Annotated in this window: 26 protein-coding genes and 1 riboswitch; of the genes, 5 read left to right on the top strand and 21 right to left on the bottom strand. The window is 44.6% G+C overall.

The window, feature by feature from the left end:
* Positions 1-298: 298 nt before the first annotated feature.
* From J7E37_RS19620 to J7E37_RS19610, 3 genes are all read right to left on the bottom strand, one after another.
* On the bottom strand, positions 299-1,063 hold the full coding sequence (locus J7E37_RS19620) for a TIGR01457 family HAD-type hydrolase (RefSeq protein WP_214776213.1): 765 nt from the start codon (positions 1,061-1,063) through the stop codon (positions 299-301).
* Between the two features lie 161 nt (positions 1,064-1,224).
* Positions 1,225-1,662, bottom strand: coding sequence for a DUF86 domain-containing protein (locus tag J7E37_RS19615; protein ID WP_214776214.1), 438 nt, complete (start codon positions 1,660-1,662; stop codon positions 1,225-1,227).
* Between the two features lie 21 nt (positions 1,663-1,683).
* A complete protein-coding gene (locus J7E37_RS19610) occupies positions 1,684-2,919 on the bottom strand; it encodes an EAL domain-containing protein (RefSeq protein ID WP_251009769.1) in 1,236 nt (411 codons plus the stop codon).
* A 650-nt stretch (positions 2,920-3,569) separates the two neighbouring features.
* On the opposite strand from J7E37_RS19610, the gene glpX reads away from it, so the two are divergent.
* From glpX to J7E37_RS19595, 3 genes are all read left to right on the top strand, one after another.
* Positions 3,570-4,538 carry a class II fructose-bisphosphatase gene (gene glpX, locus J7E37_RS19605; protein ID WP_215026532.1) on the top strand — a complete coding sequence of 323 codons (969 nt, stop codon included), beginning with the start codon at positions 3,570-3,572 and terminating at the stop codon, positions 4,536-4,538.
* A 28-nt stretch (positions 4,539-4,566) separates the two neighbouring features.
* Entirely contained in the window at positions 4,567-4,833 is a 267-nt protein-coding gene (locus J7E37_RS19600; RefSeq protein WP_214776216.1) for a DUF3055 domain-containing protein, read from the top strand.
* A gap of 78 nt (positions 4,834-4,911) precedes the next feature.
* The gene (locus J7E37_RS19595; RefSeq protein WP_214738950.1) at positions 4,912-5,199 is read left to right on the top strand and encodes a cytosolic protein; all 288 of its coding nucleotides are present in this window, start codon (positions 4,912-4,914) and stop codon (positions 5,197-5,199) included.
* Positions 5,200-5,486: 287 nt separating this feature from the next.
* Here J7E37_RS19595 and J7E37_RS19590 read toward each other — a convergent pair whose 3' ends face one another.
* On the bottom strand, positions 5,487-5,777 hold the full coding sequence (locus tag J7E37_RS19590) for a YutD family protein (protein WP_215026529.1): 291 nt from the start codon (positions 5,775-5,777) through the stop codon (positions 5,487-5,489).
* A 134-nt stretch (positions 5,778-5,911) separates the two neighbouring features.
* On the opposite strand from J7E37_RS19590, the gene J7E37_RS19585 reads away from it, so the two are divergent.
* Positions 5,912-6,610 carry a YhcN/YlaJ family sporulation lipoprotein gene (locus tag J7E37_RS19585; protein WP_215026526.1) on the top strand — a complete coding sequence of 233 codons (699 nt, stop codon included), beginning with the start codon at positions 5,912-5,914 and terminating at the stop codon, positions 6,608-6,610.
* Positions 6,611-6,721: 111 nt separating this feature from the next.
* On the opposite strand, the gene lipA is transcribed toward J7E37_RS19585, so the two are convergent.
* Positions 6,722-7,636, bottom strand: coding sequence for a lipoyl synthase (lipA, locus tag J7E37_RS19580; protein WP_215026524.1), 915 nt, complete (start codon positions 7,634-7,636; stop codon positions 6,722-6,724).
* A gap of 427 nt (positions 7,637-8,063) precedes the next feature.
* On the opposite strand from lipA, the gene J7E37_RS19575 reads away from it, so the two are divergent.
* Positions 8,064-9,014, top strand: a complete 951-nt coding sequence (locus J7E37_RS19575; protein ID WP_251009772.1) for a M23 family metallopeptidase — start codon at positions 8,064-8,066, stop codon at positions 9,012-9,014.
* Positions 9,015-9,054: 40 nt separating this feature from the next.
* Here the strand turns inward: J7E37_RS19575 and J7E37_RS19570 are convergent, their stop codons facing one another.
* The 16 genes from J7E37_RS19570 to J7E37_RS19500 all read right to left on the bottom strand — a co-directional run bounded on the left by J7E37_RS19570 (position 9,055) and on the right by J7E37_RS19500 (position 26,794).
* Positions 9,055-9,156 carry a methionine/alanine import family NSS transporter small subunit gene (locus tag J7E37_RS19570; RefSeq protein ID WP_192470140.1) on the bottom strand — a complete coding sequence of 34 codons (102 nt, stop codon included), beginning with the start codon at positions 9,154-9,156 and terminating at the stop codon, positions 9,055-9,057.
* The gene (locus J7E37_RS19565) at positions 9,156-10,667 is read right to left on the bottom strand and encodes a sodium-dependent transporter (protein WP_215026520.1); all 1,512 of its coding nucleotides are present in this window, start codon (positions 10,665-10,667) and stop codon (positions 9,156-9,158) included. Before J7E37_RS19565 ends, J7E37_RS19570 begins: the two co-directional genes overlap by 1 nt.
* A 249-nt stretch (positions 10,668-10,916) precedes the next feature.
* Complete coding sequence (locus tag J7E37_RS19560) at positions 10,917-12,503, bottom strand: Na+/H+ antiporter NhaC family protein (RefSeq protein ID WP_215026517.1); 1,587 nt, start codon at positions 12,501-12,503, stop codon at positions 10,917-10,919.
* A 143-nt stretch (positions 12,504-12,646) separates the two neighbouring features.
* A riboswitch (Lysine riboswitch) is annotated at positions 12,647-12,830 on the bottom strand.
* 66 nt (positions 12,831-12,896) lie between these two features.
* Positions 12,897-13,655: a sporulation protein YunB gene (gene yunB, locus J7E37_RS19555; protein ID WP_214776223.1), complete on the bottom strand. Its 759-nt coding sequence runs from the start codon at positions 13,653-13,655 to the stop codon at positions 12,897-12,899.
* A gap of 101 nt (positions 13,656-13,756) precedes the next feature.
* Positions 13,757-14,866 carry an HD-GYP domain-containing protein gene (locus J7E37_RS19550; protein ID WP_215026515.1) on the bottom strand — a complete coding sequence of 370 codons (1,110 nt, stop codon included), beginning with the start codon at positions 14,864-14,866 and terminating at the stop codon, positions 13,757-13,759.
* A gap of 257 nt (positions 14,867-15,123) precedes the next feature.
* A complete protein-coding gene (locus J7E37_RS19545; protein WP_214776225.1) occupies positions 15,124-15,426 on the bottom strand; it encodes a YunC family protein in 303 nt (100 codons plus the stop codon).
* 120 nt (positions 15,427-15,546) lie between these two features.
* Positions 15,547-16,917, bottom strand: a complete 1,371-nt coding sequence (locus J7E37_RS19540; RefSeq protein ID WP_215026514.1) for a bifunctional metallophosphatase/5'-nucleotidase — start codon at positions 16,915-16,917, stop codon at positions 15,547-15,549.
* A 66-nt stretch (positions 16,918-16,983) separates the two neighbouring features.
* Positions 16,984-17,832 carry a DUF72 domain-containing protein gene (locus J7E37_RS19535; protein WP_215026512.1) on the bottom strand — a complete coding sequence of 283 codons (849 nt, stop codon included), beginning with the start codon at positions 17,830-17,832 and terminating at the stop codon, positions 16,984-16,986.
* A 668-nt stretch (positions 17,833-18,500) separates the two neighbouring features.
* The gene (gene sufB / locus J7E37_RS19530) at positions 18,501-19,898 is read right to left on the bottom strand and encodes a Fe-S cluster assembly protein SufB (protein ID WP_214776228.1); all 1,398 of its coding nucleotides are present in this window, start codon (positions 19,896-19,898) and stop codon (positions 18,501-18,503) included.
* 113 nt (positions 19,899-20,011) lie between these two features.
* Positions 20,012-20,458 (bottom strand): Fe-S cluster assembly sulfur transfer protein SufU, encoded by a 447-nt coding sequence (gene sufU, locus J7E37_RS19525; protein WP_192470132.1) that lies wholly within the window; start codon positions 20,456-20,458, stop codon positions 20,012-20,014.
* On the bottom strand, positions 20,448-21,677 hold the full coding sequence (locus J7E37_RS19520) for a cysteine desulfurase (RefSeq protein WP_214776229.1): 1,230 nt from the start codon (positions 21,675-21,677) through the stop codon (positions 20,448-20,450). The genes sufU and J7E37_RS19520 overlap by 11 nt, the downstream gene beginning before the upstream one ends.
* Positions 21,677-22,984, bottom strand: coding sequence for a Fe-S cluster assembly protein SufD (sufD, locus tag J7E37_RS19515; RefSeq protein ID WP_215026510.1), 1,308 nt, complete (start codon positions 22,982-22,984; stop codon positions 21,677-21,679). The genes J7E37_RS19520 and sufD overlap by 1 nt, the downstream gene beginning before the upstream one ends.
* A gap of 18 nt (positions 22,985-23,002) precedes the next feature.
* Complete coding sequence (gene sufC, locus J7E37_RS19510) at positions 23,003-23,788, bottom strand: Fe-S cluster assembly ATPase SufC (protein WP_214776231.1); 786 nt, start codon at positions 23,786-23,788, stop codon at positions 23,003-23,005.
* 1,273 nt (positions 23,789-25,061) lie between these two features.
* Positions 25,062-25,202 carry a YuzK family famiily protein gene (locus J7E37_RS22665; protein WP_167833588.1) on the bottom strand — a complete coding sequence of 47 codons (141 nt, stop codon included), beginning with the start codon at positions 25,200-25,202 and terminating at the stop codon, positions 25,062-25,064.
* A gap of 276 nt (positions 25,203-25,478) precedes the next feature.
* Positions 25,479-25,850: a carboxymuconolactone decarboxylase family protein gene (locus tag J7E37_RS19505; protein WP_214776233.1), complete on the bottom strand. Its 372-nt coding sequence runs from the start codon at positions 25,848-25,850 to the stop codon at positions 25,479-25,481.
* 104 nt (positions 25,851-25,954) lie between these two features.
* Positions 25,955-26,794 (bottom strand): MetQ/NlpA family ABC transporter substrate-binding protein, encoded by an 840-nt coding sequence (locus J7E37_RS19500; protein WP_214776234.1) that lies wholly within the window; start codon positions 26,792-26,794, stop codon positions 25,955-25,957.
* Positions 26,795-26,798 lie beyond the last annotated feature (4 nt).

Genomic DNA, 26,798 nt, shown 5'->3' with positions numbered 1-26,798 from the left:
GCCCCGACAAACGCTGGAGGGCCGACCGGTGAAGTCGTTCTTTGACTTCATTGCGCGGACCGAAGCGACTCGAGGGGCTAGGCGCAGGAGCTGGACAAAGAAAAGCGCAAGCGCCTTGGTCAGCCCCGACAAGCGCTGGAGGGCCGACCGGTGAAGTCGTTCTTTGACTTCATTGCGCGGACCGAAGCGACTCGAGGGGCTAGGCGCTGGAGCTGGACAGTAGTCCTAGTATAAAAAGTTAACTTTATAATTTTTAAAAAGGGACTTGATACCGAATACGGCTCAAGTCCCTTTTTTTTCATACTTCCCAATCGTCCAGCGAATCCACTGTATAGGTTGGCATTTCTTGATACCCTTTAAGAAGTTCCTTCGTTGTTACCCCTGTGTGGACGAGGAGTGTGTCCATCCCTGCCCTCATGCCTGCAAGGATGTCGGTATCATAGTAATCCCCGACCATAAGAGTCTCCTCTTTCTTTGTACCAAGTACCTTTAAAGCCTGTTCCATGATCACTGATTCCGGCTTTCCAATAAAAATTGGATCTGTTTGTGTAGAAACAGCAATTACGGAAGTCAGCGAACCGTTCCCCGGAAGCAAGCCTCGTTCAGTCGGAATGGCAATGTCCCCATTTGTCGAAATGAAGGTTGCCCCGTTCCTGACCGCAAGACAGCCTACAGCCAGCTTTTCATATGTAATGCCGCGGTCGATTCCGGAAACAACGAAATCAGCATCTTCTCCGGCAAATTTCAATCCCTTTTCCTGGATTGCCGTCTGGATTCCCTCTTCACCAATCACATATACCGTCGCATCATTTTTTTGCTCATAAATATAGTTGGCCGTTGCCTGGCTTGTCGTGAAAACTTGCTCCTCAGTCGTTGGGATATCAAAGCCACGGAGCTTTTCCGCCACCTGTGACGGTGTGCGTGATGAATTATTCGTTACAAATAAATACGGGATTTCAGCTTCAATCAGCCTTTTTATAAAATCAGAAGCGGCTTCGATGCGCTCTGAACCTCGATACATTGTTCCATCTAAATCAATTAAATAACCTTTATACTTTTTCATGGTGATCACTCCTAATTATATCGTTCCCATCTTGTTTAAAAACGAATACTCCTATTTTATAAAAGCCAGGCAGCAAGTGCAAAGGACAAAGCTCACTGTTCACCTTTCAAAGGACAATAAACATAAAAGAGACCGCAATATAACGGTCTCTTCTGTCATATTTACTTTTTAAAAGCGGAAACCGGTCCTAGTTCATTCGTAAGGTACTCTCTCACTTTTTCCGAAAAAAGCTTGAGATGAGGAAGCTCAGATTTGAAGTTTTCAATCAGGCTGGCATGGTCCACGGCAGTGTACTGCTGGACAAGCATCTTCCGAAAAAGGACGATTTTTTTCAATCCTGCGCTCATTTCCTTCGTAACCACTTTTTCATCATCCAAAATATCAATGATGTCTTCATAGCTTCCCGGGTCGCGCATGATGAAGCCATCAATCATCGCGTTTCCCACATCGAGAACAGCTTCAATCATCGTATGCGCTGAACGCTCGAGGGCTGATTTTTCCATTGGCGTTTCCCATGGCCCATTGCTTTCGAAAAAGTCGATTTGCCTGTCTAAAAACTGCAATGTTTCTTCAATTTGTTCCCTGTCGACAAAGTACATTCCATATCACCTCATAAGATGCTAGACGGTTTTCAGTAATCCGGGGCGGGCATAAAAATACCCCTGTGCCAGTTCTACTTTATTCCTAGAGAGAACAGATGCTTCGTGTTCATTTTCGATCCCTTCGGCAATGACGGTGGACCCTGCTTCCCTGGCAACAAGCAGCAGACCTTTCAGCATCGACTCCTTAACAGAGTTCTTATCAATATTCTCGATGACGGAACGGTCGATCTTAATGACATCTGGCATGATTTCACTGATCGTATTCAAGCTGGCATATCCTGCTCCAGTATCATCAACCGCTATTTTGATTCCCATTCCTCTTAAGACCTTTATATTATAAATAAAATTCTCGATTCCCTCAATCGAGTCCCTCTCGGTGATTTCCAACGTGATCTGATTCGGCTGGATGCTTTCAAATGATTGCATCAGATTTTTCAGGTCCCGGATGAATCTGGAATTCCCGAGGGTAATCGGCGTGAAATTAATGAAAATATCATCACGGCAGCCAGTCGACGTGATTTGCTCAAGCGTTTTTCTCAGCACAATCATTTCCAGGTCATACAGCATATTTGTCTGCCGGGCAACGGAAAATAGCTGCAATGGACTCTCAAGCTCCGTTCCCTCAGGCCCTCTGGTCAGCATCTCCCAGGCGCGGATTTCCTTTGTGGCGACGTCTATGATAGGCTGCGCTAAAAGCTTGATATTTTGCTCCGCAATAATTCTTCTCATTTCATAGACCATTTCATTGAATTCAGTTTGGATTCGTTTCTCGGCCATCGCAAAAGCTTGCTGGTGTGCCTTTAAGACAGCACCATGAATGGAACCAACCGATTTATCGATAAAAATAAATCCGGTATCAAAGGCAGGCTGGACAGTAGGGTGCTCAAGGAAAATCCTGCTTTCCGCTTCTCTGAGGATTTTCTTCATTTTCGCATCGATTTCGGAGATACAGTACCTGTTATGGTCAATCCGCATGAACAGGCTCAGGCTGTCGCTAAAGTAATCATGCAGGACAATCATGTCCTCTTTATCGATTTCCTTTTCGATCACCGCTTTGAAATGCCGTTTCAAAGACTGATGAAACTTCCAGTTCTCCTCACCAAGCTGTGAAGCAAGGTCCTGATGATTCTTGATCGTGTATGCGATAACAGCAACTTCAAATCCATTATTAAAAGCCTTCTTCACCCCAGATACGACAGGATCCCTCAAAATGAACTGCGGAGGGTAATAACAAATTGATGAATGAGGCAACATTATTTTCCCCCAACCAAGCAGGTTGTCTAATATGCTAGTAACACGGCGGGCCATAGGTTTCAATCCTCTCAGAAGATCGCTAGAACTTTTTCTTAATTGTACCATATTTAGCTAAATTAGACCTTTTTTACTAGAGAGTTATTTCGAAATATTTTTACTTCTTTTTTATAGTGCAAATGTGGGTAAAGGGTGGGGTGTATTGTTGTTTTATTTAAAGCTGATGTGAGTCCAGGATGATCTTGACAGGTTTTCCTGGTTTCCTTTCAAACCTGTCACGATTACGGCTTTTTCTTGACAGCTTTTACTGCTTTCCTTTCAAACCTGTCACGATTACGGCTTTTTCTTGACAGCTTTTACTGCTTTCCTTTCAAACCTGTCACGATTACGGCTTTTTCTTGACAGCTTTTCCTCTTTTCCTTTCAAACCTGTCACGATTACGGTTTTTTCTTGACAGCTTTTCCCCTTTTCACACCAAACCTGTCTTAAGTTGGGCTTTCTTTTGACAGCTTTTCCTCATAACCAGCCATAGCTGTCAGGATTTGAACTTGCCATGTAAAATGACAAAAAATCCTCTGAAAAATTCAGAAATCGGGATTTTTCTGGTAAGATTGTTGTTGAGTGAGATGCTGTCGATAATGGAGGAGAATCATTTGGAACGCGAATTGGCACTTGAAATTGTAAGGGTTACGGAGGCTGCTGCGCTGGCATCTGCACAGTGGATGGGCCGCGGCAAGAAAAATGAAGCGGATGATGCAGCCACAACGGCCATGCGCAGAATGTTCGATTCAGTCAATATGGATGGGATTGTCGTCATTGGTGAAGGGGAATTGGATGAGGCTCCAATGCTTTATATAGGTGAAAGGCTTGGCACTAGGATGGGCCCAAAAGTCGACATTGCGGTGGACCCGCTGGAAGGGACGAATATCGTCGCCAAGGGTCATAATAATGCAATGGCCGTCATAGCGGTCGCAGATAAAGGCACCCTTCTTCATGCACCAGACATGTACATGCAAAAAATCGCGGTCGGCAAAAGTGCAGCTGGCAAAATCAGTCTTGATGACCCAATTGAGAAGACGATCGAAATCGTAGCCGAAGCCAACAATAAACGAATCCAGGATTTAACGGTCATCATTCAGGAACGTGACCGCCATGATGACCTTATTGAACGTGTCAGGCAAAAAGGCGCCAGAGTGAAGCTGTTCGGCGATGGCGATGTAGGTGCGTCGATTGCGACCGCCCTGCCCCATACAGGTGTCGACCTTTTTGTAGGAACAGGCGGTGCGCCTGAGGGAGTCATCTCGGCGGCAGCCATTAAAGCTCTTGGCGGCGATATGCAGGCAAGGCTAGTTCCGCAGACGATTGAGGAAGAAGAGCGCTGCATCGCAATGGGATTGAAGGATCCAAGACAATTGCTGATGCTTGATGACCTTGTTTCCGGAGACGATGCGATTTTTGCTGCGACAGGCGTTTCGAGCGGTGAATTGCTCGACGGAGTTCGCTTCCTTGGCGGAGATCTTGTTGAAACCCACTCCATTGTTATGCGTTCAAAAACCAAGACAGTCCGTTACATCACAGCACACCATCATCTTGAACATAAGCCGCATTTAGTGATGGTTTAGCAGGAATTACATATCTAGGAGGATCACGATGACTGAACAATTTTTTTTATACGATGAAACCGAAGAAACAAAAACGCGTTATGTAAGCTTTGTAGGCGAGAACCAGCGCTTTGATCTTGCCATTATGCAGACTGGCCGATATTATGGCAAAAGCATCGTGATGGATATCCAGGGAAGCCGATTTGCCATCCTCGGCCAGGATGATCTCGATGAAGAAGGGTATCTCGAATTTGCTTACAATCTTTCTGAAGAAGACGCAGAGGAACTTCGCTCTTTCCTGCGGCCAATTCTTTAACTTTGGAACGAACTGTTTGTTTGATTTGTCTTTAGTAAGAAATACTAAAAACATATCAAGCAAAAGAAGGTGAGTTCTATGAGCAAGGAAGACAGTGAAAAGTACTCTGATTTTTCGAATGTAGAAAAGCAGCGCAACTATGTAACGGCTGAAGACTATCCAGAAGGTCCATATGGTTCACCGTTCAGGAAAGATGAACCTGTAGAAGGCAAAAGCACGCCGTGGCGTGAAGGGCAGCGGTCCTACAGTAACTTCAACTATGAGTTCAAGTCCCTTCATCAGGGAACTCCACGGAAAGAAGCGGGCGCCCACCCAACCCATGATGACCCGAATGAAAGTGAACAGCCGCCGTATAGCGATTTATAAGAAAGAACAGAAAGCGCAAGCGCCTCGTTAAGCCCCGACAAGCGCTGCCCTCCTATGACGCCACGTCCTGTGGCTGGCGGGTCTAGCACATCATGTGCCTCGGAGGGCCTGACAGTGAAGTCGTTCTTTGACTTCATTGGCAGGACCGAAGCGACTCGAGGGGCTAGGCGCTGGAGCTGGATTAAGAAAACTTCAGAGAGTTATCCACAACTCAATAACTTTTATAAATTCCTTAACCACAAGAAATGCTCCAATCATGTTGATTGGAGCATTTTTTCATTCTTTCTTTATTTATCCTGGGCTTGTTTCGCGACCTTCTTGACGACGAAATAGGCACAGCCAAAATTGCAATACTCATATAAGTACTCGCTGACGGTACTGATTTTCGTATCGAAAGTTGACTTCTGGTTTTGATCATCGAAAAAGCCTCTTAACCGAAGCTGTCCGTATCCCCAGTCCCCAACAATATAGTCGTATTTCGTCAATATCTCGCTGTATCTGGCGCGAAAGGCTTCCTCATTAAAGCCGTCCCTGCTTTCATCCACTATTTCATAGCATAGATTATTGATGCAAATCATCGGTAGGTCCACCTCTTTTTCCGTAACAATCTGTCTTTATCCTTAGCTTTTCTTAATTATAACTTATTCCCCATCAATTACTAAGCAAAAAAAATAATTTCAGAGCCATTCTAATGATTAGGGGGTGTTTTTAATTGAAAAAAGCATTAATGGCTCTTGGCATCTGCGGAACCGTGGCTATGACGGGTTGTGCAGGCGGTGACGATAACGCGTCACCAGCAGGCCGTGATGGCGGAGCTGGAATCTACCAGCAAAGCGGTAACACACTCAATGTAAACGATCAGCGTCCAGACTTATACAATGAAGGTGGACGCAAAGGAATGCAAAACAGAAGCGAGGACTTCGGGTATGTGCGCCATCAAAGAACAGGAGTGATGGGCGCCGATAATGGGCAAAACGCATACCAGGCAATCGACCGCGAGCAAATTGCGGACATGATCAGCAGATTTAGCTTGATGGCCCAAAATGTGGATGATGTATCTACACTCGTGACGGATGAAGAAGTGCTGATTGTATACGCAACAGATTCTCAAAATCGCAACGAGACAGCTGACCAGGTGAAGCGTATGGCAATGTCAGTCGTACCGCGCTGGTTCCATGTGTACGTATCAGATGATACCACTCTGCGCAATGAAGTCGAAAACTTTGCTTCACTTGATACCGATAACCGTGATGTCGATGAGTTAGTTGATGGAGTGGTTAAACAAATGCTTAAATCTCCTCAAGGCCGCGATATGAGCACTGGTGAAAATGCGAATGGCGAAGCCAAGGGTGAATTGAACGAAGAAACGGACAAAGACGATCTTTCTAGACAGATGCAACAAGGAAAATAATGAAAAGAGTTCAGCATGGATGCTGAACTCTTTTTTAGGTTTTCAAAAAACTAATATTAGTATCTAGCTCCAGCGCTTGTAAGGGCTGACCAAGACGCTTGCGCTTTTCAATTACGCCTGCTGGGCTTCCTGCTCCGCAAGCTGCTGTCTGTGCTTTGCTGCAGAGTTGACCTGTTCGTCGGCATGGTAGGATGAACGGACAAGAGGACCAGCTTCACAATGGCTGAAGCCTTTCTTGAGCGCTATTTCCCTAAGCTCGGCAAACTCATCAGGATGATAGTATTTTTGAACCTCTAGATGCTTCTTGGAAGGCTGCAGGTATTGACCAAGCGTAAGAATGTCCACATTGTTGGCACGTAAATCATCCATCGCTTCAATTAACTCTTCCTTGGTTTCACCCAGTCCAACCATGATGCTGGATTTCGTAGGAATATCTGGCTGCATTTCTTTTGCACGGCGCAAAAACTCCAGTGAACGCTCGTAAGTTGCGCGGGCACGGATTCTTGGCGTCAGGCTTCTAACAGTTTCGATGTTATGGTTCAGGATATCTGGACGTGCATCCATAAGTGTTTTCAGGTTCTCCTCAACTCCGCCCATATCTGAAGGCAATACTTCAATTGAGGTGAACGGATTTTTCTCGCGGATTGCTCTAACCGTCTCGGCAAAAACAGCTGCTCCCCCATCCTTCAGGTCATCACGGGCAACAGCCGTTACGACGACATGCTTCAGATTCATAAGTGTCACGGAATCCGCCACTCTTTCTGGCTCCTGCCAGTCAAGCTCAGTTGGAAGGCCCGTTTTTACAGCACAAAAACGGCATGCACGCGTACATACATCCCCGAGGATCATGAAGGTAGCCGTCCGTCTAACAGCCCAGCACTCGTGTATGTTTGGACATTTGGCTTCTTCACAAACAGTATGTAAATTTTTCTCGCGCATCATCTTTTTTAAGCCAGTATAGTTTTCATTCGTATTTAACTTTATTTTCAGCCAGTCAGGCTTTCTCTGTACCTCTTTTTTGCTCATTATTTTCACTCCATTCCTGCTGCATTACATCAAGAACACCATGTAAAAATACAGGCCGGTATACAGCTTCTGATGTCACTTTAACACAATGAAAAACTATCGACAAGTACGATAGCTTTGCGATTACCATTATTTGATATTTATGAAAAATCCCCATCATCGCAAACTATAACAAGAAAAGCGGATGCGCCTTGGTCAGCCCCGCATGCACTGGAGGGCCGACGGTGAAGTTGTTCTTTGACTTCATTGGACGGACCGAAGCGTCTCGAGGGGCTAGGCGCTGGAGCTAGACAAAGAAAAGCGGATGCGCTGGCTTTTACCAAAATGAAGCGCTGGAGCTGGAAATTAAAGGGATCCATATCCTGAAGGGAGGATTACGGTGAAAATCCTTAAAGTAGTTATCGTTCTTTTTTTACTTTCCCCGGTCCTGTTAAATGATAATGCATATGCAGCTGAGCAGGATCAAGAAGATGTTTACAAAAAAAGAATGGAACTCTATACAAAAGTTGAAGCGGTCAGCCAGATTCCCTGGTACTACATTGCTGCGGTGGACCAATATGAGCGGAATGTCCGCCAGGCAAGAAAAGATTTACCAAAGGCGGAAGGAATAGCCGGGATTTATTTTAAGCCGGAAGAATGGGCAGGACTCCTGAACCCTGATGTTGAAGATGACAATCCCGTTTCCATTCAATTTTTCAATGGAATTGGGTTTGATGGGAATGGTGATGGTAAAGCAAGTTTGAGGGATGACGAGGACGTACTCCAGGCTTTTGCCCAATACTTGCTTTCATATGGTACAGACCATGAAAACTTAAAAATTGGGCTGTGGAACTACTATAAGCGTGATAAAACTGTTGGTATCATTATTGGAAAAGCGATGATTTACAAGCATTTTGGACGTTTAGACCTTGATACTCATGCCTTTCCTATGCCACTAAGAAGCAATCACAGCTATAACAATACCTGGGGTGACGCCCGCGGCTGGGGTGGCAGAAGGATCCATGAAGGAACAGATATTTTTGCTGGCTATGGAGTGCCTGTACGTGCGACAGGGTATGGCATCGTGGAAATGAAAGGCTGGAACAAGTATGGCGGATGGCGTGTCGGAATACGAGATATCAATAATACCTATCATTACTATGCCCACTTGAGCGGTTTCGCGAAAGACCTTAAAGTTGGGCAAATCGTCGAACCAGGCACAGTCATTGGCGGTGTCGGCAGCTCGGGGTATGGCCCTCCAGGAACTAGCGGAAAATTTCCTCCCCACCTGCATTATGGCATGTACAAGGACAATGGATATACTGAATGGTCCTTTGACCCATACCCACATCTTAAATCATGGGCAAGGCAGGAGAGGGCAAGGCTCAAGAAAAAGTAAGCATTCAAAAAGGCCAACCATTTCGGTTGGCCTTTCCATTTTATGAACGGGCTTTCTTGACAGCATACAAAACACTCGCTGCAAGTCCTCCCCAAATAATGACCATACCTACAACCATCATTGCTAATGCGCTAGCATCCATTATTTTGAAACCCCCTTGTCTTGTGGAATTTCATAAAGTGTTGCATCCCACTTCTTTGCCTTTGCGAAAATAAACCCGACTACAATCGCACCGATTGCCACTAGCCATCCAGAGTAAACATTAAAGATTACCGGGTAGCCGCCGTAGCTTGTTTTAATATCTGTAAGGATATTCATGACCATCATGATGCCAAGTACTACTGGCGTAATATATTTAAGGGAAATATTCCACCAGCTTCCCAGACGGATATCAGAAACACTATCAGCGTGCGCACGCAGGCTGTCAAGTTCCTTAGCAACCCAGGCAATGAATACTACCTGGACAAGTCCAGCCAGAGCCACTCCATAGTTATTGATAAAAGCGTCAGCTGAGTCAAGGAAATTCAGGCCGCCCTGCGTTGCAAACAGGATAGAAATCAAAGCGGAAAGACCACCGCCGATTGCAACAGCTTTTGTACGTGATACGTTGAATTTATCCTGTACACCAGCAACATAAGTCTCAACGATTGAAATCAATGAAGACAGTCCAGCAAGTGTCAAGCTGACGAAGAACAGTACTCCGAATGCCGAGCTGAATGCCGGCAGTTCATTAATGATTTGCGGGAATACCGCGAATGCAAGAATTACCCCTTTGCTTACCACTTCGTCAATAGGCTGCCCTGACTCCATTGCCATGAAGCCCAATGCCGCGAATACCCCGATACCAGCAAGCAGTTCAAAAGAAGAGTTAGCAAACGCAGTAATGAATGCGTTGTTAGTAATATCAGATTTCTTAGGAAGATAGCTTGAATAAGTGATCATGATTGCAAATGCGATGGATAAACTGAAGAAAATCTGTCCATATGCTGCAACCCATACTTTACCATTAAAGATCTGGCTCCAGTCTGGCTTGAAGAATGCATTGACACCATCAATTGCTCCATCTAGAGTTAAAGCGCGAACAACGATAACCATGAATAAAATAACAAGTGCAGGAATGAAAACCTTGTTCGCAACTTCAATACCTTTCTTGACTCCCTTGAACAGAATACCAAGAGTGATCACCCATACAATCACTAATGGAAGGAATACACCTGGTACGATACTTCCAACAGTGCCAGCGTCAACTACTTTTAAATAATCGCCGATTAGGAAACCTGTCGGGTCATCCCCCCACTGCTTGCTTAGCGAGAAATAAGCGTAAGACATTGCCCAGGCAATGATGACTGCATAGTAAGTCGAGATGACGAATGAAACAGCAACCTGCCACCAGCCAATCCATTCTGATTTTTTATTGAATCTTGCAAAGCTTAGCGGTGCAGAACCACGATACTTATGGCCGAGCGTAAACTCCAAGATTAAGATCGGGATACCAGCTGTCAGAAGTGCAAACAAGTATGGGAAGAAGAATGCTCCTCCGCCATTTTCATAAGCTACTCCCGGGAAACGCCAAATATTTCCCAACCCTACTGCCGAACCTACCGCTGCTAGAATAAATCCTGCTCTCGTTCCCCACTGTGGACGATTTTCCATTTTTAATCCCCCTTGCCTTCTAATCACCTGGAAAATGTTGATAATTAGAAAGTTTTATATTTTCAGATTATTTAGTCTAGGAATAGTATAGCTAGTTTTTAATTGCTTGTCAAAATATTATTTGAGTCATAATAAAATTTTTTTCAAAATAATTTCCCAACTATACCAAAACACCCTATTAATTAGGATTCTATTCCCGCTTTCTTAAAAATATGAAAAAGGCTGTCTGAGAGTCAGACAGCCATAACATTATTCTGCTAGATTTTCTTTTAGCACTTCTTCCTGGGTTGTCCTGCTTCCGAAAATGAAAGCAAAAGCAATAAGCAAAATTGCCACAGCTGCAAGTGCACCCACCGTGCTTCCAGTGAAACCAATGATCAGGAATCCGACAGATGAAATCGCCGCAGAGATCAAAGCGTACGGAAGCTGGGTCATGACATGGTCTAAGTGATGTGAGCCAGCCCCAGTGGATGACAGGATCGTCGTATCGGAGATTGGTGAACAGTGGTCACCAAAAACCGCACCCGCCAATACAGCCGCCAACGCTGGCAGCATCATGGTGATATCAGCTGCAGCTGCGATATCCCCTGCAATTGGCAGCAGGATGCCGAATGATCCCCATGAAGTTCCTGTTGAGAAAGCCATGATTCCAGCTACTAGGAATAGCAGGAACGGCAGAAATGAGATATTGATATTCGAGCTTTCAACAATACCAGCAAGATATTTGCCAGTTTCAAGTCTTCCAATCAAATCAACAATGACCCATGCGAAGATCAGGATATAAATAGCCGGAAGCATGGATTTAATGCCCTCAACCATTCCTTTTCCAAATACACTGGCATTGACGCCTTTTAAGACAACTGCCTGTCTCACAAAGAGAATCAACGCTACAGCAAGGCCAAGCAATCCGCCAGTTACGAGAGACTTAGTAACATCTGTATTTTCAAAAATACCGAAAATGGTTACTTCACCTTCAACAGCGCTTGCGCCAGTCCAGAGCATCATGCCAACTGTTCCAGCGACAAGGGCAACAATCGGCCATACAAGGTCTCCAACTGTCCCTTTTGTGCTTGTAGGCAGGTCATCCTTCAGTTCGCCAGGTACAGGCTTGTCCTGAGGAACGACAATTCCTTCCATGATTGCACGCTCTTCATGCTTTTTCATAGGTCCAATTTCGATGTTTCGAAGAGCTACGATAAAGACCATTGCTAATGCTGCAAGTGCGTAGAAGTTCATTGGCACAATTTGCATGAATCCTGAGAACGCACTATATTCATTCACACCGTGGGCAGCAAGGATTGTACCGATCAAAGCAATGATGTATGCACCCCAGCTGGAAATCGGCGAGATGACACACATTGGCGCTGAGGTTGAATCGATGATATAAGCAAGCTTTGCACGTGAAACTTTCTGTCGGTCTGTGATCGGACGTGTAATTTGGCCGACTGCCAGAGCATTGAAATAATCATCAATGAAAATTATTACTCCCAAAAATGCGCCGACAAGCTGTGCTCCGACTCTTGTTTTCACACGCTTCATCGCCCATTCGCCGAACGCACGGCTACCGCCTGAAATGGAAATGAACGCAGTGATTGTACCCAATAATAATAAGAAAAGGATGATGTACAGGCTATATGTGTTCAATTCCCCATCAGCGACAACGATTCCTTTAGCCGCGTCCCACATAATAGCAAATGTTTCTGCGATATTAAAGTCAGCCATCAAAAAAGCAGCTGCGACGATGCCGGTCCCCAAGGACAACAGCACTCGCCTTGTGATTACTACCATTAAGATTGCCACTAATGGCGGCAGCAATGAAAAAATTGTGTTTTCCATTCTTTCTTTCTCCTCCTTGTTTTTGACAGGGGGAAACTTTTACATGAAAAGAGTTTAGTTACTTTCTTTTAAAAAAATACAAAAAAGGGCAACGATAGAGAACATTCTATCGCTGCCCTTAATAAGCAACTAGTGTCTCCATCACGATCTGTAGCTCCCCATTATGGATTTATCTCCATAATGACAGTGATACTCTTGTTCAAAGTATCCCCAGCAATAAAAAATGTGACTCACTTATTATTGCTTCGGCAAAATTCCCTTTGAGCTGTGATCAACGTTGTCATCCTCACACAGCTTACTCATGAACCCTGCGCCTCTACCCCATCGGAATGATGTGGTTTATTATTCAATTGATTTTATAATATAACAATATCGTTAACTTGACAACTGTTTTTATTCTCCAGGAAGCTGGATGGCTGGTGATGTATCTCCGCCGCCATTGTAGAACTGGGGAACTTTTCCTGGGTAGTAGAAGCTGCCAATTGGAATATTTTCCTGCACAGTCGCAATTTCGGTCGCAAAAGGAATGATGATCTGTACATTTACTTTGACCCTGACCGAAACATTGATCAGTGTATTGTTGATTCCATGTTCTTCTGTCTCCCACACGACATCGGCTGTCACATCGCCAATCGCATTGAATTTCACTGGAACTCTCGGCCCCATATTACCTAGTAGTGCATTATTGGTGGCCTGGCCCAAAGGAACATAATAGATGATCCCAGCTTCCCTGTCTTCTTCGTCGGTAACAAGCTCGACATCAGATAGCATCTCAAGCGAGGTGAGATTCCCTCTTTCCGCTTCCTTCAGGTTCATTTGCACAATATTAGTCGTTTCTGCTTTTACCCTGTTGATGATTTCAGTATTGAATTTCACTACAGTGGTCGTTCCGCCATCGACAGGGACGAATTCTATGACCTTATCAATATCCATCCCGCTGGCGATTTTTTTATTGATGGCCTTGTTGATCACCAAGGTGGCAATCTTCCTTGTCTGGGATTCTGCGTACTTCATCAATGTGGGCTCGAGCCCTTTATCTATAATCCACAATCCTCCTGCTGTTGAAAAGGAAAAAAAGACGAATGTCAGCAGGAATACATACCTGAAAGGCAAGGGCCCTTTCCGAGGCAGCCGCCGGCCGAATTTTGCCAAAACAAATCCCCCCTCTAAAGCTATATGTATGCTTCAAAGGGGGGAACTAGCCTAAAAACTTGTTCTAATACTGCTTGGACTATCCAATCAGCAAACTTAAATCAATGATTATTAGCGTAATCATATTTAATGATCGTATCGCAGCTGACAATCATCACAGATAAATGTGATTGTAAATCAAGATTATACGGCATGATTTTTCGGCCGCTTTCCTCCAAAATGCGGACAACAGGCCGCTCACTCAAGCCGGGATTCTGCTCGGCCACAACTCCCTTGCGTCCATCACTCAGGATGACTGTCAAACCAACCGGATAGATCGCCACAGCCCTTCGGAAGGCGTCGACCACTTTCGGATCAAACAGGCTGCCTGAGCCTGAATAAAGTATTTCAAGTCCTTCATGCGGCAGCATGGCAGGTCTGTAAACACGATTGGACGTAACCGCATCAAACACATCTGCCACACCAAGTATTTTACCGAATAAGTGGATTTCATCCTCTTTCAATCCACGGGGATACCCGGCACCATTCAACCGTTCATGATGCTGGTATGCACAATGGGCGACAATCAGCGAAACAGTCGGGATATTCCTTAGAAGCTCAAAGCCATCCTCTGCATGGGCCTTAATAATCTGGAACTCTTCCGCAGTCAGCTTGCCTGGCTTCGATAAAATGTCCTCAGGCACTTTCATTTTCCCAACATCATGCAAAATTGCTCCCAGCCCAAGCTGTTCCAATTCCTTTGGGGGCAGTTTCATTTCTATTCCAATCGCAAGAGCGTAGAGTGTTACATTCAGGGAATGCGAAAAGATATAATGGTCATGAATGAATACATCAGAAAGCAGGTTTAAAAGCTCCTTGCTGTTGTTCAGTTCATCAAGCAAAGCAACAACCAGCTTCTTGAATTTCCTCGCCGATTTTTCGAGTACGAAGGTTTGCGATATCTTTGAATCCAGCTGAATCTGCTTGAACGTTTCACCTATCGTCATGACCGCATTGATCCGCAGGTCATCTGATATCGAATTTTTCACGATAATATCTTCAGTATCAGGATCCTTTATATAAATATAATCAATCCCAAACTCTTCAAGCCGATTCAGAATCTTCCGCTCGAGCCGCGCACCCACATTAAGCAGGATTTGGCCCTTGTCATTATAGATGGCTTTCCCGAGTAAAGCCCCTTCCTCTACCGATGTGGTGGCTACGAGTCTCATGTCTATTCCCACTTTATCTGTTAGTTGGTGTTGGCTAATTCCGCCGATAACTTTCGAAAAAAAAGAAAATTTTACATAAAACGACAATATTTCCTTATATTCTATCACAATAATTATTTGAATGGTGATACCTTTTGTTTTTCGAATTGGGAAAAAAGCAGTTCAGTTAATATATCGGATAGGGATATTCATTCTTAACAAATGCCACAATATATTCATATAAATACGCAAAAAGACAGCCTGCTCGGGCTGTCTTTTTAATTCATGAGCAATAATGCTTCTTTGCCGATCATACCTTTTGTTGCGCCAAGATTCTCCGCTTCATAGGTAACGGACTCCAGCGGGGCTTCAAGCAATTCATCAATCGTTTTTACCCCAACCGCCCTGCCGGCAATAACCTTCCTGCCCTTTAGTTTTTCATTGAGAAGTGCGACATCCAGCGCTCCGCACATAATGTATCCTTTATCTCCTGTAACGACAAGCAGGTTTGTCTTTGGCAGTTTTACAGAAATGCATAAAAATGTCCTGCCTTCTATTTCTATAGGTGACATGTCGATCATGATTACAACTCCCTCCTTCAATCCCAATAACACTCTATGAAGGAGAGGGGAAAAGCGTGATATCTTGATCACATAATGGTGAAAATTGATGAGAATTTCATCTCATACAAAAACAGCCTTCTAATAAGACGCCAGCTTCCACTCAAGCAAATTGCGAAGGAATTCAGGAAGCCAATATCGTTTTTCCTCAGCCCGCTGGATTTCCGGGAAGAAGCGGCCGAATGTGAACATATCAGGAATGGCCAGTGTATAGTGTTCCTTAGGGTTTATCAGCTTTCCATTGATGAGAACCTGCTGTACATTCCCTTTTTGCTGAAACTTGATACCATCGTACTCCATGATCCCCATGACGGTGCCGCGGAAGCCGAGACCCTTTATCTGCAGATGGGGCCATTTTTCATCCCTGGTCTGCAGGAGTACTTCTTTTAACTCTGCTCCTGACATCCTGATCGTACAAGGATTGATTGGATGGGGACAGATCTCCAGCAAGTCGAATTTCGTGACTTCTCCCCGGTTCAGGCCTTTAAGGATCATGCCGGCATTCATGAAAGCGCAATCGGCATCGCACCATTCTCGTAATGCCTGAGTGAGCATCTTTGTTAGCTCTGAAGGCTGCAGTGGGTCTGCCTTTAATTCTTGTGGCAGAGATGCAACACTTTCTGCCATCAGCCTTTTGCCTTCGAGAAAATACCCTTCTGCCATTGCTTTTTCGCCTTGAGCCTGATCTGCCTCATTCATATCATAAAGAACGGCTCTCCTGTGTAAAATCCGCTTTGTTTTTTCATCCAGCTTCAGGGTTACATGACCGGTATAGTACCCAAACTTCCCTGCTCCCGCCAGCAAGCTGGAGCCCACTTCCTTGCCCTCATGTAAAATGTGGTGGGTATGGCCGCCAAGAATGACATCAATCTCCGGAAACTTCGCGGCAATCAGTTCATCATCATGTATCCCTAGATGTGACAGGAGAATAATAATGTCGGTTTCATCTCTCAGTTGGTCGATGCATTTTTCCAGCTCATCAATCGGGTCATTCAGCTTCCAGCCCAGCTGTGCATAAAACCGTGCAAAATTCACTGTGACGCCAATAACACCGATCCTCGTTCCTTTGCTGCTTATGTATACATGATATGGCTTCGCCCAAGCCGGTCTGTTTCCATCCTGTTTATAAAGATTCGCAACCAGCAGTTCGAAACTTTTTTCAAGGTACATCGAATCCAGATCCTCGAAAGGAAGAGTGATGCCTTCGTTATTCCCTATCGTCGCTGCATCGTACCCCGCTTCGTTCAGAAGGCGGCAATTCGCCTTTCCCCTAGTCGCATCAGATAAAGGGTGCCAGCGGTCCATATGATCGCCAATATCGAAAACAAGAACCTCATCACCCGCTTCTTCATGCCAGCGCCGTCGCTCGGTCACAAGCTTATGGATGCTCGGCCAGTGCTCCAAATGGCTATGCAAATCATTCGTATGGTAAATATGAATAACTTCTTCCATCTAACCATCCATCCTCTTTTTAAAATGAAGTGCCCCCCTGCATGGTGCCAGGAGGGTGCAAATTATCTAAAACAAATCAAGCTGCCTTGGGTTTAACCCTTCATATTCGATATCCAACAGCTCGACCATCTGTTTAGCATTATCCGCAGCATCCCCGCCGGAATTGTTGTTGAACAATGCGAAAACCTGGGAAGTACTCTCATTCAGCTTTTTCAGGTGATCTGACCATTCCTGTAATTCTGCCTGATTATAGCGATATAGATAGCGAACCTCGCGCCAGTCCTCGCCTTTCCCTTTCTTGTTCCAGCCATGGACATTGCGGCCATGAAAGCGGACTAGTACCTTATCATTGGAAGTGGATTCGAGAACTGTAGGAATGGAGCCCTCCCCTGCTTGCGGTTCATCGCAAATGCTGTGGATCCATTTTTCCTTTCTCATAAACTCCAGTGTCTTCTCGCGCATTTCATCTCTGAACCATGATTGGTTGCGGAACTCGAGCGCACAATTGATATCCCCCATTTGGTCGCGGCACCAGCGCAAATAATCGACATTCTCCTTGCGCAGGTCAAACCACGGCGGAAACTGGAAAAGCGTCATCGCATGCTTATTCGACTCAAGATAAGGCTGGAGCGACTCTTTGTACGCATTGAACATCTCATGTTTATCAGTAAAAGGAATTTCGCCGCGCTGATGCCCGGTCATTCCCTGGTACGCTTTTACGATGAACTGAAAATTGTCTGGTGTATCCTCTACCCATTTCGCGGCATTCCTCACAGGCTGCACAGCGTAAAAAGAGGCATCGACCTCAACTGCAGGAAAGTGGCTGGAGTACTCCTTCAGTTTATCACGCGGTGAAACCTTGCCTTCATATAAACTGTCATGGTCCCCCCAGCCCGTTAAGCCAACAATAATCATCTGTGCACCTCCATTTTAGTTTCATGATAGCATATTTCCCCACAATTGAAATGGAGAAACAACCTGGGGTCCGCCATTAAAGGGAATATTGCATTTTGTTATCGATTGATTGCAGATTGTTTTGCATAATTGCCCGTTAGCCTGCGTTTTATATTAAAAAATCACATTAATCTCATGAAAATCGAGGTGGATTGTACTAAGAGTTGAAACTATTGTACAAGAATTTGATTGATTTGCATCGAAAAGTGAAACTACAGCACAAGAAATTGATTGATTTGCATCAAAAGTCGTATTTATTGTAAAAGTATTTGATTGATCTTCACCAAAAGTTGAATCTATTGGACAAGAAATTGATTGATTACACCAAAATCTAACGAAATCGCACTGAATTCCTTTTTATGCGGTAATTCACCGCTTGATTTTGAAGCTAAGTAACGAGCTGGAAAAATTATTCTCCTAATCAAAGGGCTTAATCTCCCAAACTTATCGCATATTTATTCCGTTCAATTCAATAATCTCCCACTAATCATCATTAATCTTTCCAAAGTACACGATAATCGTGCCATCTTCCTATTTATGTAAAAAATTCACCATCTAAAACTGCTGTTTTTAAAAAGAACAAAAAAATCCACCTGCCATAAGCAGGTGGATTCCCGTATCTATCAATATTAACCGATAGAACCTTCCATTTCGAACTTGATCAGGCGGTTCATTTCGACAGCGTATTCCATTGGCAATTCTTTTGTGAATGGCTCGATGAAGCCCATTACGATCATTTCTGTTGCTTCTTCTTCGGAGACTCCGCGGCTCATCAGGTAGAACAATTGCTCTTCTGAAACCTTGGAAACCTTCGCTTCGTGCTCAAGAGAAATGTTGTCGTTCAGGATTTCATTGTATGGAATCGTGTCTGAAGTAGACTTGTTATCCATGATCAGCGTATCGCACTCAATGTTTGAGCGGGCGCCGTCGGCTTTGCGTCCGAAGTGGACGATACCGCGGTATGTTACTTTTCCGCCTTGCTTTGAGATCGATTTTGATACGATGGTTGATGATGTGTTTGGCGCAAGGTGGATCATTTTCGCACCTGCATCCTGGTGCTGGCCTTTACCAGCGATTGCGATTGATAATGTCATACCGCGTGCGCCTTCACCCTTGAGGATGACTGCCGGGTATTTCATTGTCAGCTTGGAGCCGATGTTGCCATCGATCCATTCCATTGTCGCGTTCGCTTCACAGACCGCACGCTTTGTAACAAGGTTGAAGACGTTGTTTGCCCAGTTTTGGATGGTTGTATAGCGGCAATATGCGTCCTTTTTGATGATGATTTCAACGACCGCACTGTGAAGCGAGTTCGTTGTGTAAACAGGAGCTGTACATCCTTCAACATAGTGTACGTGCGCGCCTTCATCAACGATGATCAGTGTACGCTCGAACTGGCCCATGTTTTCAGAGTTGATGCGGAAATACGCCTGAAGTGGAGTATCCACTTTGATGCCCTTTGGAACATAGATGAAAGATCCACCAGACCAGACCGCAGAGTTCAATGCTGAAAACTTGTTGTCTGTTGGAGGGATGACTTTCCCGAAATGCTCACGGAAAATGTCTTCATTTTCTTTCAAAGCAGAATCTGTGTCCTTAAAGACAATTCCAAGGTCTTCAAGTTCTTCCTTCATGTTGTGGTATACAACCTCTGATTCGTACTGCGCAGAAACACCGGCAAGGTATTTTTGCTCAGCTTCAGGGATTCCAAGCTTGTCAAACGTCTGCTTGATTTCATCTGGAACTTCATCCCATGATTTTTCAGAGCGCTCAGAAGGTTTTACATAGTAAGTGATTTCATCAAAATTCAATGAAGCCATGTCGCCGCCCCATTGAGGCATTGGCATATTGTAGAAGTGCTCCAATGATTTTAAACGGAAGTCCAGCATCCACTGGGGCTCTTCCTTCATTTTTGAAATTTCTTCAACGATTTCACGCGTCAGGCCGCGCTTAGACCGGAAGATGGAAACGTCTTTATCGGAAAATCCGTACTTATAATCACCGATCTCTGGCATTTTTTTAGCCATCGTCGAATTCCTCCATTCTTAAAGCAAGGAAACCAGGTTTCCTGCTTTGTAGTTGTTCGCTGCAGGCCAATCCCCCGCAGCCCTTTCGGAAAAAATCATCAGGTGATGATTTCTTATTGGCTGTCTTCCTCTTCCTTCAGGCCTTTCTCCATTGCCTTCCATGCAAGAGTAGCACATTTGATCCTTGCTGGGAATTTCGCCACACCTTGCAGTGCTTCGATATCCCCGAGGTCGAGATCATCCTCTTCATAATCTTTTCCCTGCATGATGTCAGAAAAAACCGTTGAAAGCTTTAAAGCTTCCTCGATGGGTCTTCCTTTGACCGCCTGCGTCATCATTGAAGCAGAGGACATGGAAATCGAGCAGCCTTCCCCTTCGAATTTTGCGTCCGCTACCTTGCCGTCTTCGACTTTCATCGTCAGCTGGATGCGGTCGCCGCATGTCGGGTTGTTCATATTGACTGTCAGGCTGCCTTCTTCCAAAACACCTTTATTGCGAGGGTTCTTATAGTGATCCATAATAACTTGACGATAAAGGTTATCTAAATTATTAAAAGACATCGCTGAAATACTCCTTTGTTTTGACAAGTCCGGCTACGAGCTTGTCAATATCTTCTTCTGTGTTGTACAGGTAGAAGCTTGCACGTGCTGTCGCGGATGCCTTCAGCCACTTCATCAAAGGCTGAGCACAATGGTGTCCCGCGCGGACGGCGATTCCTTCAGCATCTAATACAGTTGCCACATCATGTGGATGCACATCATCAATATTGAAAGTTACGAGTCCAGCACGCTTGCCGGCTTCCTTCGGTCCATAGATCGTCATGCCTTCGATTTCAGACATTTTATCCATGGCATAGGCCGCAAGTGCGTGTTCATGCTTTTCGATATTGTCGAGTCCGATCTCATTCAGGAAGTCGATTGCGGCACCAAGACCAATCGCACCAGCAATGATCGGTGTTCCGGCTTCAAATTTCCACGGCAGCTCTTTCCATGTTGATTCGTAAAGACCTACGAAATCAATCATTTCGCCGCCAAATTCAACCGGCTCCATTTTTTCAAGAAGTGCCTTTTTGCCATATAATACGCCGATACCGGTCGGCCCGCACATCTTATGTCCGGAAAAAGCGAGAAAATCGCAGTTTAGGTCCTGAACATCAATCTTCATATGCGGAGCGCTTTGGGCTCCATCGACGACCATGATTGCACCATTCTGGTGTGCGATCTCGGCAATCTCCTTGATCGGGTTCATGACACCCAGTACATTGGAAACCTGCATGATGGAGACGATTTTCGTATTCTCTGTCACGGTTTCTCTGACAGTATCAAGTGAAATCGTGCCATCCTCCTGCAAGTCGATATATTTCAAAGTTGCGCCCGTTTGTTTTGCCACCTGCTGCCACGGGATGATATTGCTGTGATGTTCCATATAGGAGATGACTATTTCATCGCCCTCTTTTAGATGATCACGGCCATAGCTTGCAGCTATCGTGTTGATTGCAGTTGTGGTACCACGGGTGAAAATGACTTCTTCGATTGATTTTGCGTTAATGAACTTTCGGACTTTTTCCCTTGATCCTTCATACCCATCAGTGGCTCTTGTTCCAAGAGTGTGCACACCGCGATGGACGTTGGAGTTGTATTCGCGATAATATTTGTCCAGCGCTTCGATTACCTGCACCGGCTTTTGTGATGTTGCCGCACTATCAAGGTAGACTAGCGGGCTGCCATTGACTTCCTGATTTAAAATCGGAAATAATTCACGAATTTCGCGGGCGTTCATTATTTAACTTTCCTTTCGATTACCTCAACCAACTGCTTCTTAACTCCCTCAATCGGAAGCTCATTTACAACTGGTGCAAGGAATCCGTGGATGACAAGGCGCTCTGCCTCAGTTTTTGGAATACCGCGGCTCATCAAGTAGTAAAGCTGCAATGGATCGACACGTCCAACAGATGCAGCGTGACCAGCAGTTACATCATCTTCATCGATCAGAAGAATCGGGTTCGCGTCTCCACGTGCTTTTTCGCTAAGCATAAGAACGCGTGATTCCTGTTCTGCATTAGACTTGGAAGCGCCATGCTCGATTTTACCAATTCCGTTAAAAATTGAAGTTGCGCTATCCTTCACAACACCGTGCTTCAGAATATAGCCTTCGGAATTTTTACCGAAATGGATGATGCTAGTTGTGAAATTCTGTGTCTGTTCTCCACGTCCGACAACTACAGTCTTTGTGTCGCCGTAAGAACCGTCACCAACAAGGTTGGTTACATTATCAGAAATTGTGTTTCCATCGTTCATCATGCCAAGAGCCCATTCGATGCGAGCATCTCTTCCTGCGTGGCCGCGGCGGTTCACATAAGTTGTAACGCCTTCAGCCAATGTATCAACCGCACCATACTGGATTTTCGCGTTTTGGCCAGCGATTGCTTCAGTTACGATGTTCACCAATCCGTTCACTTTGCCAGTTGTTGAGATATAGTTCTCGACATATGTCACAGAACTATTATCTTCAGCAACTACAAGCACATGATTGAAAAGGTTCGCTTCAGCATCATCATGCAGGAAGATTGCCTGAATAGGGTTGTTCAGCTGAACGTTTTTAGGAACATAAAGGAATGCTCCGCCGTTCATGAAAGCTGTGTGAAGAGCAGTCAAACGGTGCTCGTCATTTTTAACAGCTGTCATGAAATATTTCTTCAGCAAGTCGCTGTATTCCCGTGCGGCTGTGAAAATATCTGTGAAAATAACGCCCTTCTCCTGCATTTCCTTTGAAAGCTGCAGGTATGCAGGCTTATTGTTACGCTGCACATAAAGGCTATTTTCCTTTGCTTCCTGGTCTACTAGCGCTTTAACATCCTCAGGAAGTTCGTCGATGGATGAAAAGACATCGCTTTTCACAAGCAGTTTTTCAAACTGAGTGAAATTCCACTTGTCAATTTTCGTTTTATCCGGTCTTGGCATGGAAAGATCTTCAGCTTTCGCAAGTGATTGTACACGAAGCTCTGTCAGCCATTCCGGTTCATTCATTTCTTTTGAGAAGGAAGTAATGTACTCCTGGTCAAAAGCCCATTTCGTTTCCGTAGTCATTATAAATCCCCCCAACGCTTAAGCTTCTTGCCCAACTGTTTCGTCTTCGATGCCCAGTTCTTGTTTAATCCAGTCGTATCCTTCTGCTTCTAAGCGCTGTGCAAGTTCTGGTCCACCAGACTTAACAATGCGGCCCTGCATCATAACATGAACATAGTCAGGAGTGATGTAGTCAAGAAGGCGCTGGTAGTGAGTGATAATCAAGCAGCCGAAATCTTCGCCGCGCATTTGGTTGATTCCTTTAGAAACAACCTTCAATGCATCGATATCAAGACCTGAGTCGATTTCGTCAAGGATTGCAATTTTTGGTTCGAGCATCATCAATTGTAGAATCTCGTTACGCTTCTTCTCGCCGCCGGAGAAACCTTCGTTAAGATAACGCTGTGCCATATCCAGATCCATCTCTAGGAATTCCATTTGCTTATCCATCTTGCGGATGAACTTCATAAGTGAAATTTCATTCCCTTCACCAAGACGGCTGTTCAGAGCAGAACGCAAGAAGTCAGCATTCGTTACACCGCTGATTTCGCTTGGATATTGCATCGCAAGGAAAAGACCAGCACGAGCTCTTTCATCAACTTCCATTTCCAGAACATCTTCGCCATCTAAAGTTACGGAACCGTTTGTTACTTCATATTTCGGATGACCCATGATTGCAGAAGATAAAGTGGATTTACCAGTACCGTTTGGTCCCATGATCGCATGGATTTCTCCACCCTTTACTTCGATGTCCACACCTTTTAATATCTGCTTGCCTTCAATCTCAACTTGAAGGTCCTTAATTGATAATACAGATCCTGCCATAATATTACCTCCGTCAATATAGAAAAGATTTTAAGCCGACTATTGCCGTCTTTAGCTCTATTCTCATTTTATTCTCATTACAATCTTATAACAAATGAAAAGTGTTAGCAACACTTTAGAAGTGGAAAGAAATACAACGAACCCCGCAGATTTTTGTCAAACCCCCATTGATTTTTGGCTCATGCCGAGTGGGAAGGAAACGACCGAGCAAATTCATTTGCTCGCAGCGTTTCATTTCCACACGGCAGTTTTCAGCCGTGGATGAAAAGCCAGTGAAGCGTCAGCTTCACGATGTATGTCAAAAATCAGCAGAAACCCTGACATACTTCTTATTCTGCAGATGGACCTCCTAGTCTTCTTTCCACTTCCCCCAACCCGCCATTCAGCTTGCTGAATGGCGACATGCGACACGACGACATAACACGATTTCATTTTAACAGAACAAGCAATTTAAAGTCGGGATATCCGCTCAAAGCTTGTACATCATTTTATTTTTCACCTTCTGTTATAAAAAAATGTACTAGATGGCCTAAGCAATGCAGGATCCTGCTGGATTAATTACGGAGGCTAGGCCCGATACGAAGTTAGACCGACTTCGGACTACTTTTCACTTGGTTCCTCCAAACCTGTCTGAAGTTGCTCCTTTTCAGACAAGTTTTCGTCTTGGACACCAAACCTGTCTGAAGTTACCTCTACTTCGGACAACTTTTCCTCCTTTGGCTCCAAACCTGTCTGAAGTTACCTCTACTTCGGACAACTTTTCCCCCTTTGGCTCCAAACCTGTCTGAAGTTACCTCTACTTCGGACAACTTTTCCCCCTTTGGCAACAAACCTGTCTGAAGTTACCTCTACTTCGGACAACTTTTCCTCCTTTGGCAACAAACCTGTCTGAAGTCACCTCTACTTCGGACAACTTTTCCTCCTTTGACACCAAACCTGTCTGAAGTTACCTCTGCTTCGGACAACTTTTCCTCCTTTGGCACCAAACCTGTCTGAAGTTACCTTTACTTCGGACAACTTTTCCTCCTTTGGCTCCAAACCTGTCTGAAGTTACCTCTACTTCGGACAACTTTTCCTCCTTTGGCAACAAACCTGTCTAAAGTTCCCCTTTCTTCGGACAGCTTCTCCCCTTTTGGCACCAAACCTGTCACAATAACGGCTTGAGTAGGAAACTGATCTCCCCGAGGTAATTTCAGTACAACATAATAAAGAAACCAGTGCATCATTCACACTGGTTCCCAAAGAGTTTCTTCTATATAATATATTCTCTCGCTTACGAGTGGACTTTTCTGTCCAGGTCTGCGACCATCCGTTGGCTTTTGATATAATCTCTTTCGCGTTTTCTTTCGACTTCCATTCTTGCGTCATGGTTCATGCTGTATACCTCGTAACTAATTCCATGAGCTCCATGCATTGCTTTTTCCATTTCACTTGTGTAGTTCAGTTTGAGCTGACTAATAGTGAATCATCCCTTCGGTTTTTCGCTTTAATAAGCGTTTTTTTGATAATGCAATCTTAACACCTTTTATTTACCACTATCAAAGCGGTTAAAACCGTTAATTTTTGGATGTGATGGAATATGGCGGCCTAACGCGACTTCACCTCTGTCATTCTTAGAATACTGGCAATATCCTCCCAATTGAAGCCTTTCCTGTTATTTAACAGCCATTTGAACTGAATTTAACAGTTTTTACTGCTTCAAAGTATTCAGTTCGGACATTGCTTCCTGGACGAGTGTCACGGCCTGGCTCATTGCTGCGCCGCCGCCAAATGCAGCTGTAACTCCAACCGCCTCCAGAATTTGCTCCTCGGACGCCCCCTGATCAAGGCATCCTTTCAAATGGTAGATAATGCAATATTCATCCTGGGAATACAAAGAAATCCCAAGTGCAATCAATTGTTTTTCTTTTTGCGTCAAGGTTCCTTCCTGAAAACATACTTCCGTGAATGCATTATAGTGGCTTGCAAGCTCCGGCATTTTTTGCGTGAAAATGCCCAATCCTTGCTTATATTCATGAAGAGCTGCTTCTGTTGAATTCCGGGGTTCATAATGATGCTCCATTGTTTCCACTCCAATCTGCTTTTTTCTCGGTTAGTATGTTAATTTTCCTGGCCCGTTATGCGGCAAAAAGAAAAAGCAGGCTGCCCGCCTGCTTTTGTTAGGAGTTATTCTTTTACTGGTACGACTGCACCTTCATATTTTTCAAGGATGAAGTCCTGGATTTCTTTTGAATGAAGCACTTCAACCAGCGCCTTGATTGCTGGCTTGTCAGCATCTCCTTCACGTACAGCAATTACGTTCACATAAGGAGAATCGCTCTCCTCGATTGCGATAGAATCCTTTAGAGGGTTCAAACCAGCGTCAATTGCATAGTTGGAGTTGATCAATACTGCGTCGCCTTCACCATTGTTGAAGATCTGCGGAAGCATTGCTGCTTCATACTCTGTATCAAACTTTAGTTCTTTAGGATTTTCTGCAATATCATCAATTGTAGCTGTTACTTTTTCTACGCCTTCTTCAAGGGTGATCAATCCCTCTTTTTCAAGCATTGTCAAAATACGGCCATGGTCTGCTACTGAGCTGCTCATAATGATGTGCGCACCCTTTGGCAGATCATCCAGTGTAGTATGTTCCTGGGAATATATACCGATAGGCTCGATGTGGATGCCGCCAGCATTTTCAAACTTATAGCCATGTTCAGCCATTTGTGACTCAAGGTAAGGGATATGCTGGAAGTAGTTAGCATCCAGCTCGCCTGAATCAAGGGCCTGGTTTGGCACAACATAGTCATTGAATGTCTTGATTTCCATCTCGTAACCTTTTTCTTCAAGTAATGCTTTTGCTTCTTCCAGAATTTCTGCGTGAGGTACGTTTGAAGCACCTACGACGATTTTTTTGCTTTCTTCCTTGCCGCCTTCTCCTCCAGTGTTTTCCTCAGAAGTTCCACAAGCTGCAAGTCCCGCTGTTAAAATTAGTGCTAACAGTGCTAATAACCATTTTTTCATTTCA

The organism is Bacillus sp. ISL-39 (genome assembly GCF_018613295.1).
GTDB lineage: Bacteria > Bacillota > Bacilli > Bacillales > Cytobacillaceae > Mesobacillus.
Note: the sequence above shows the minus strand (reverse complement) of the source record. Positions and strands in the feature narration are given on the sequence as shown.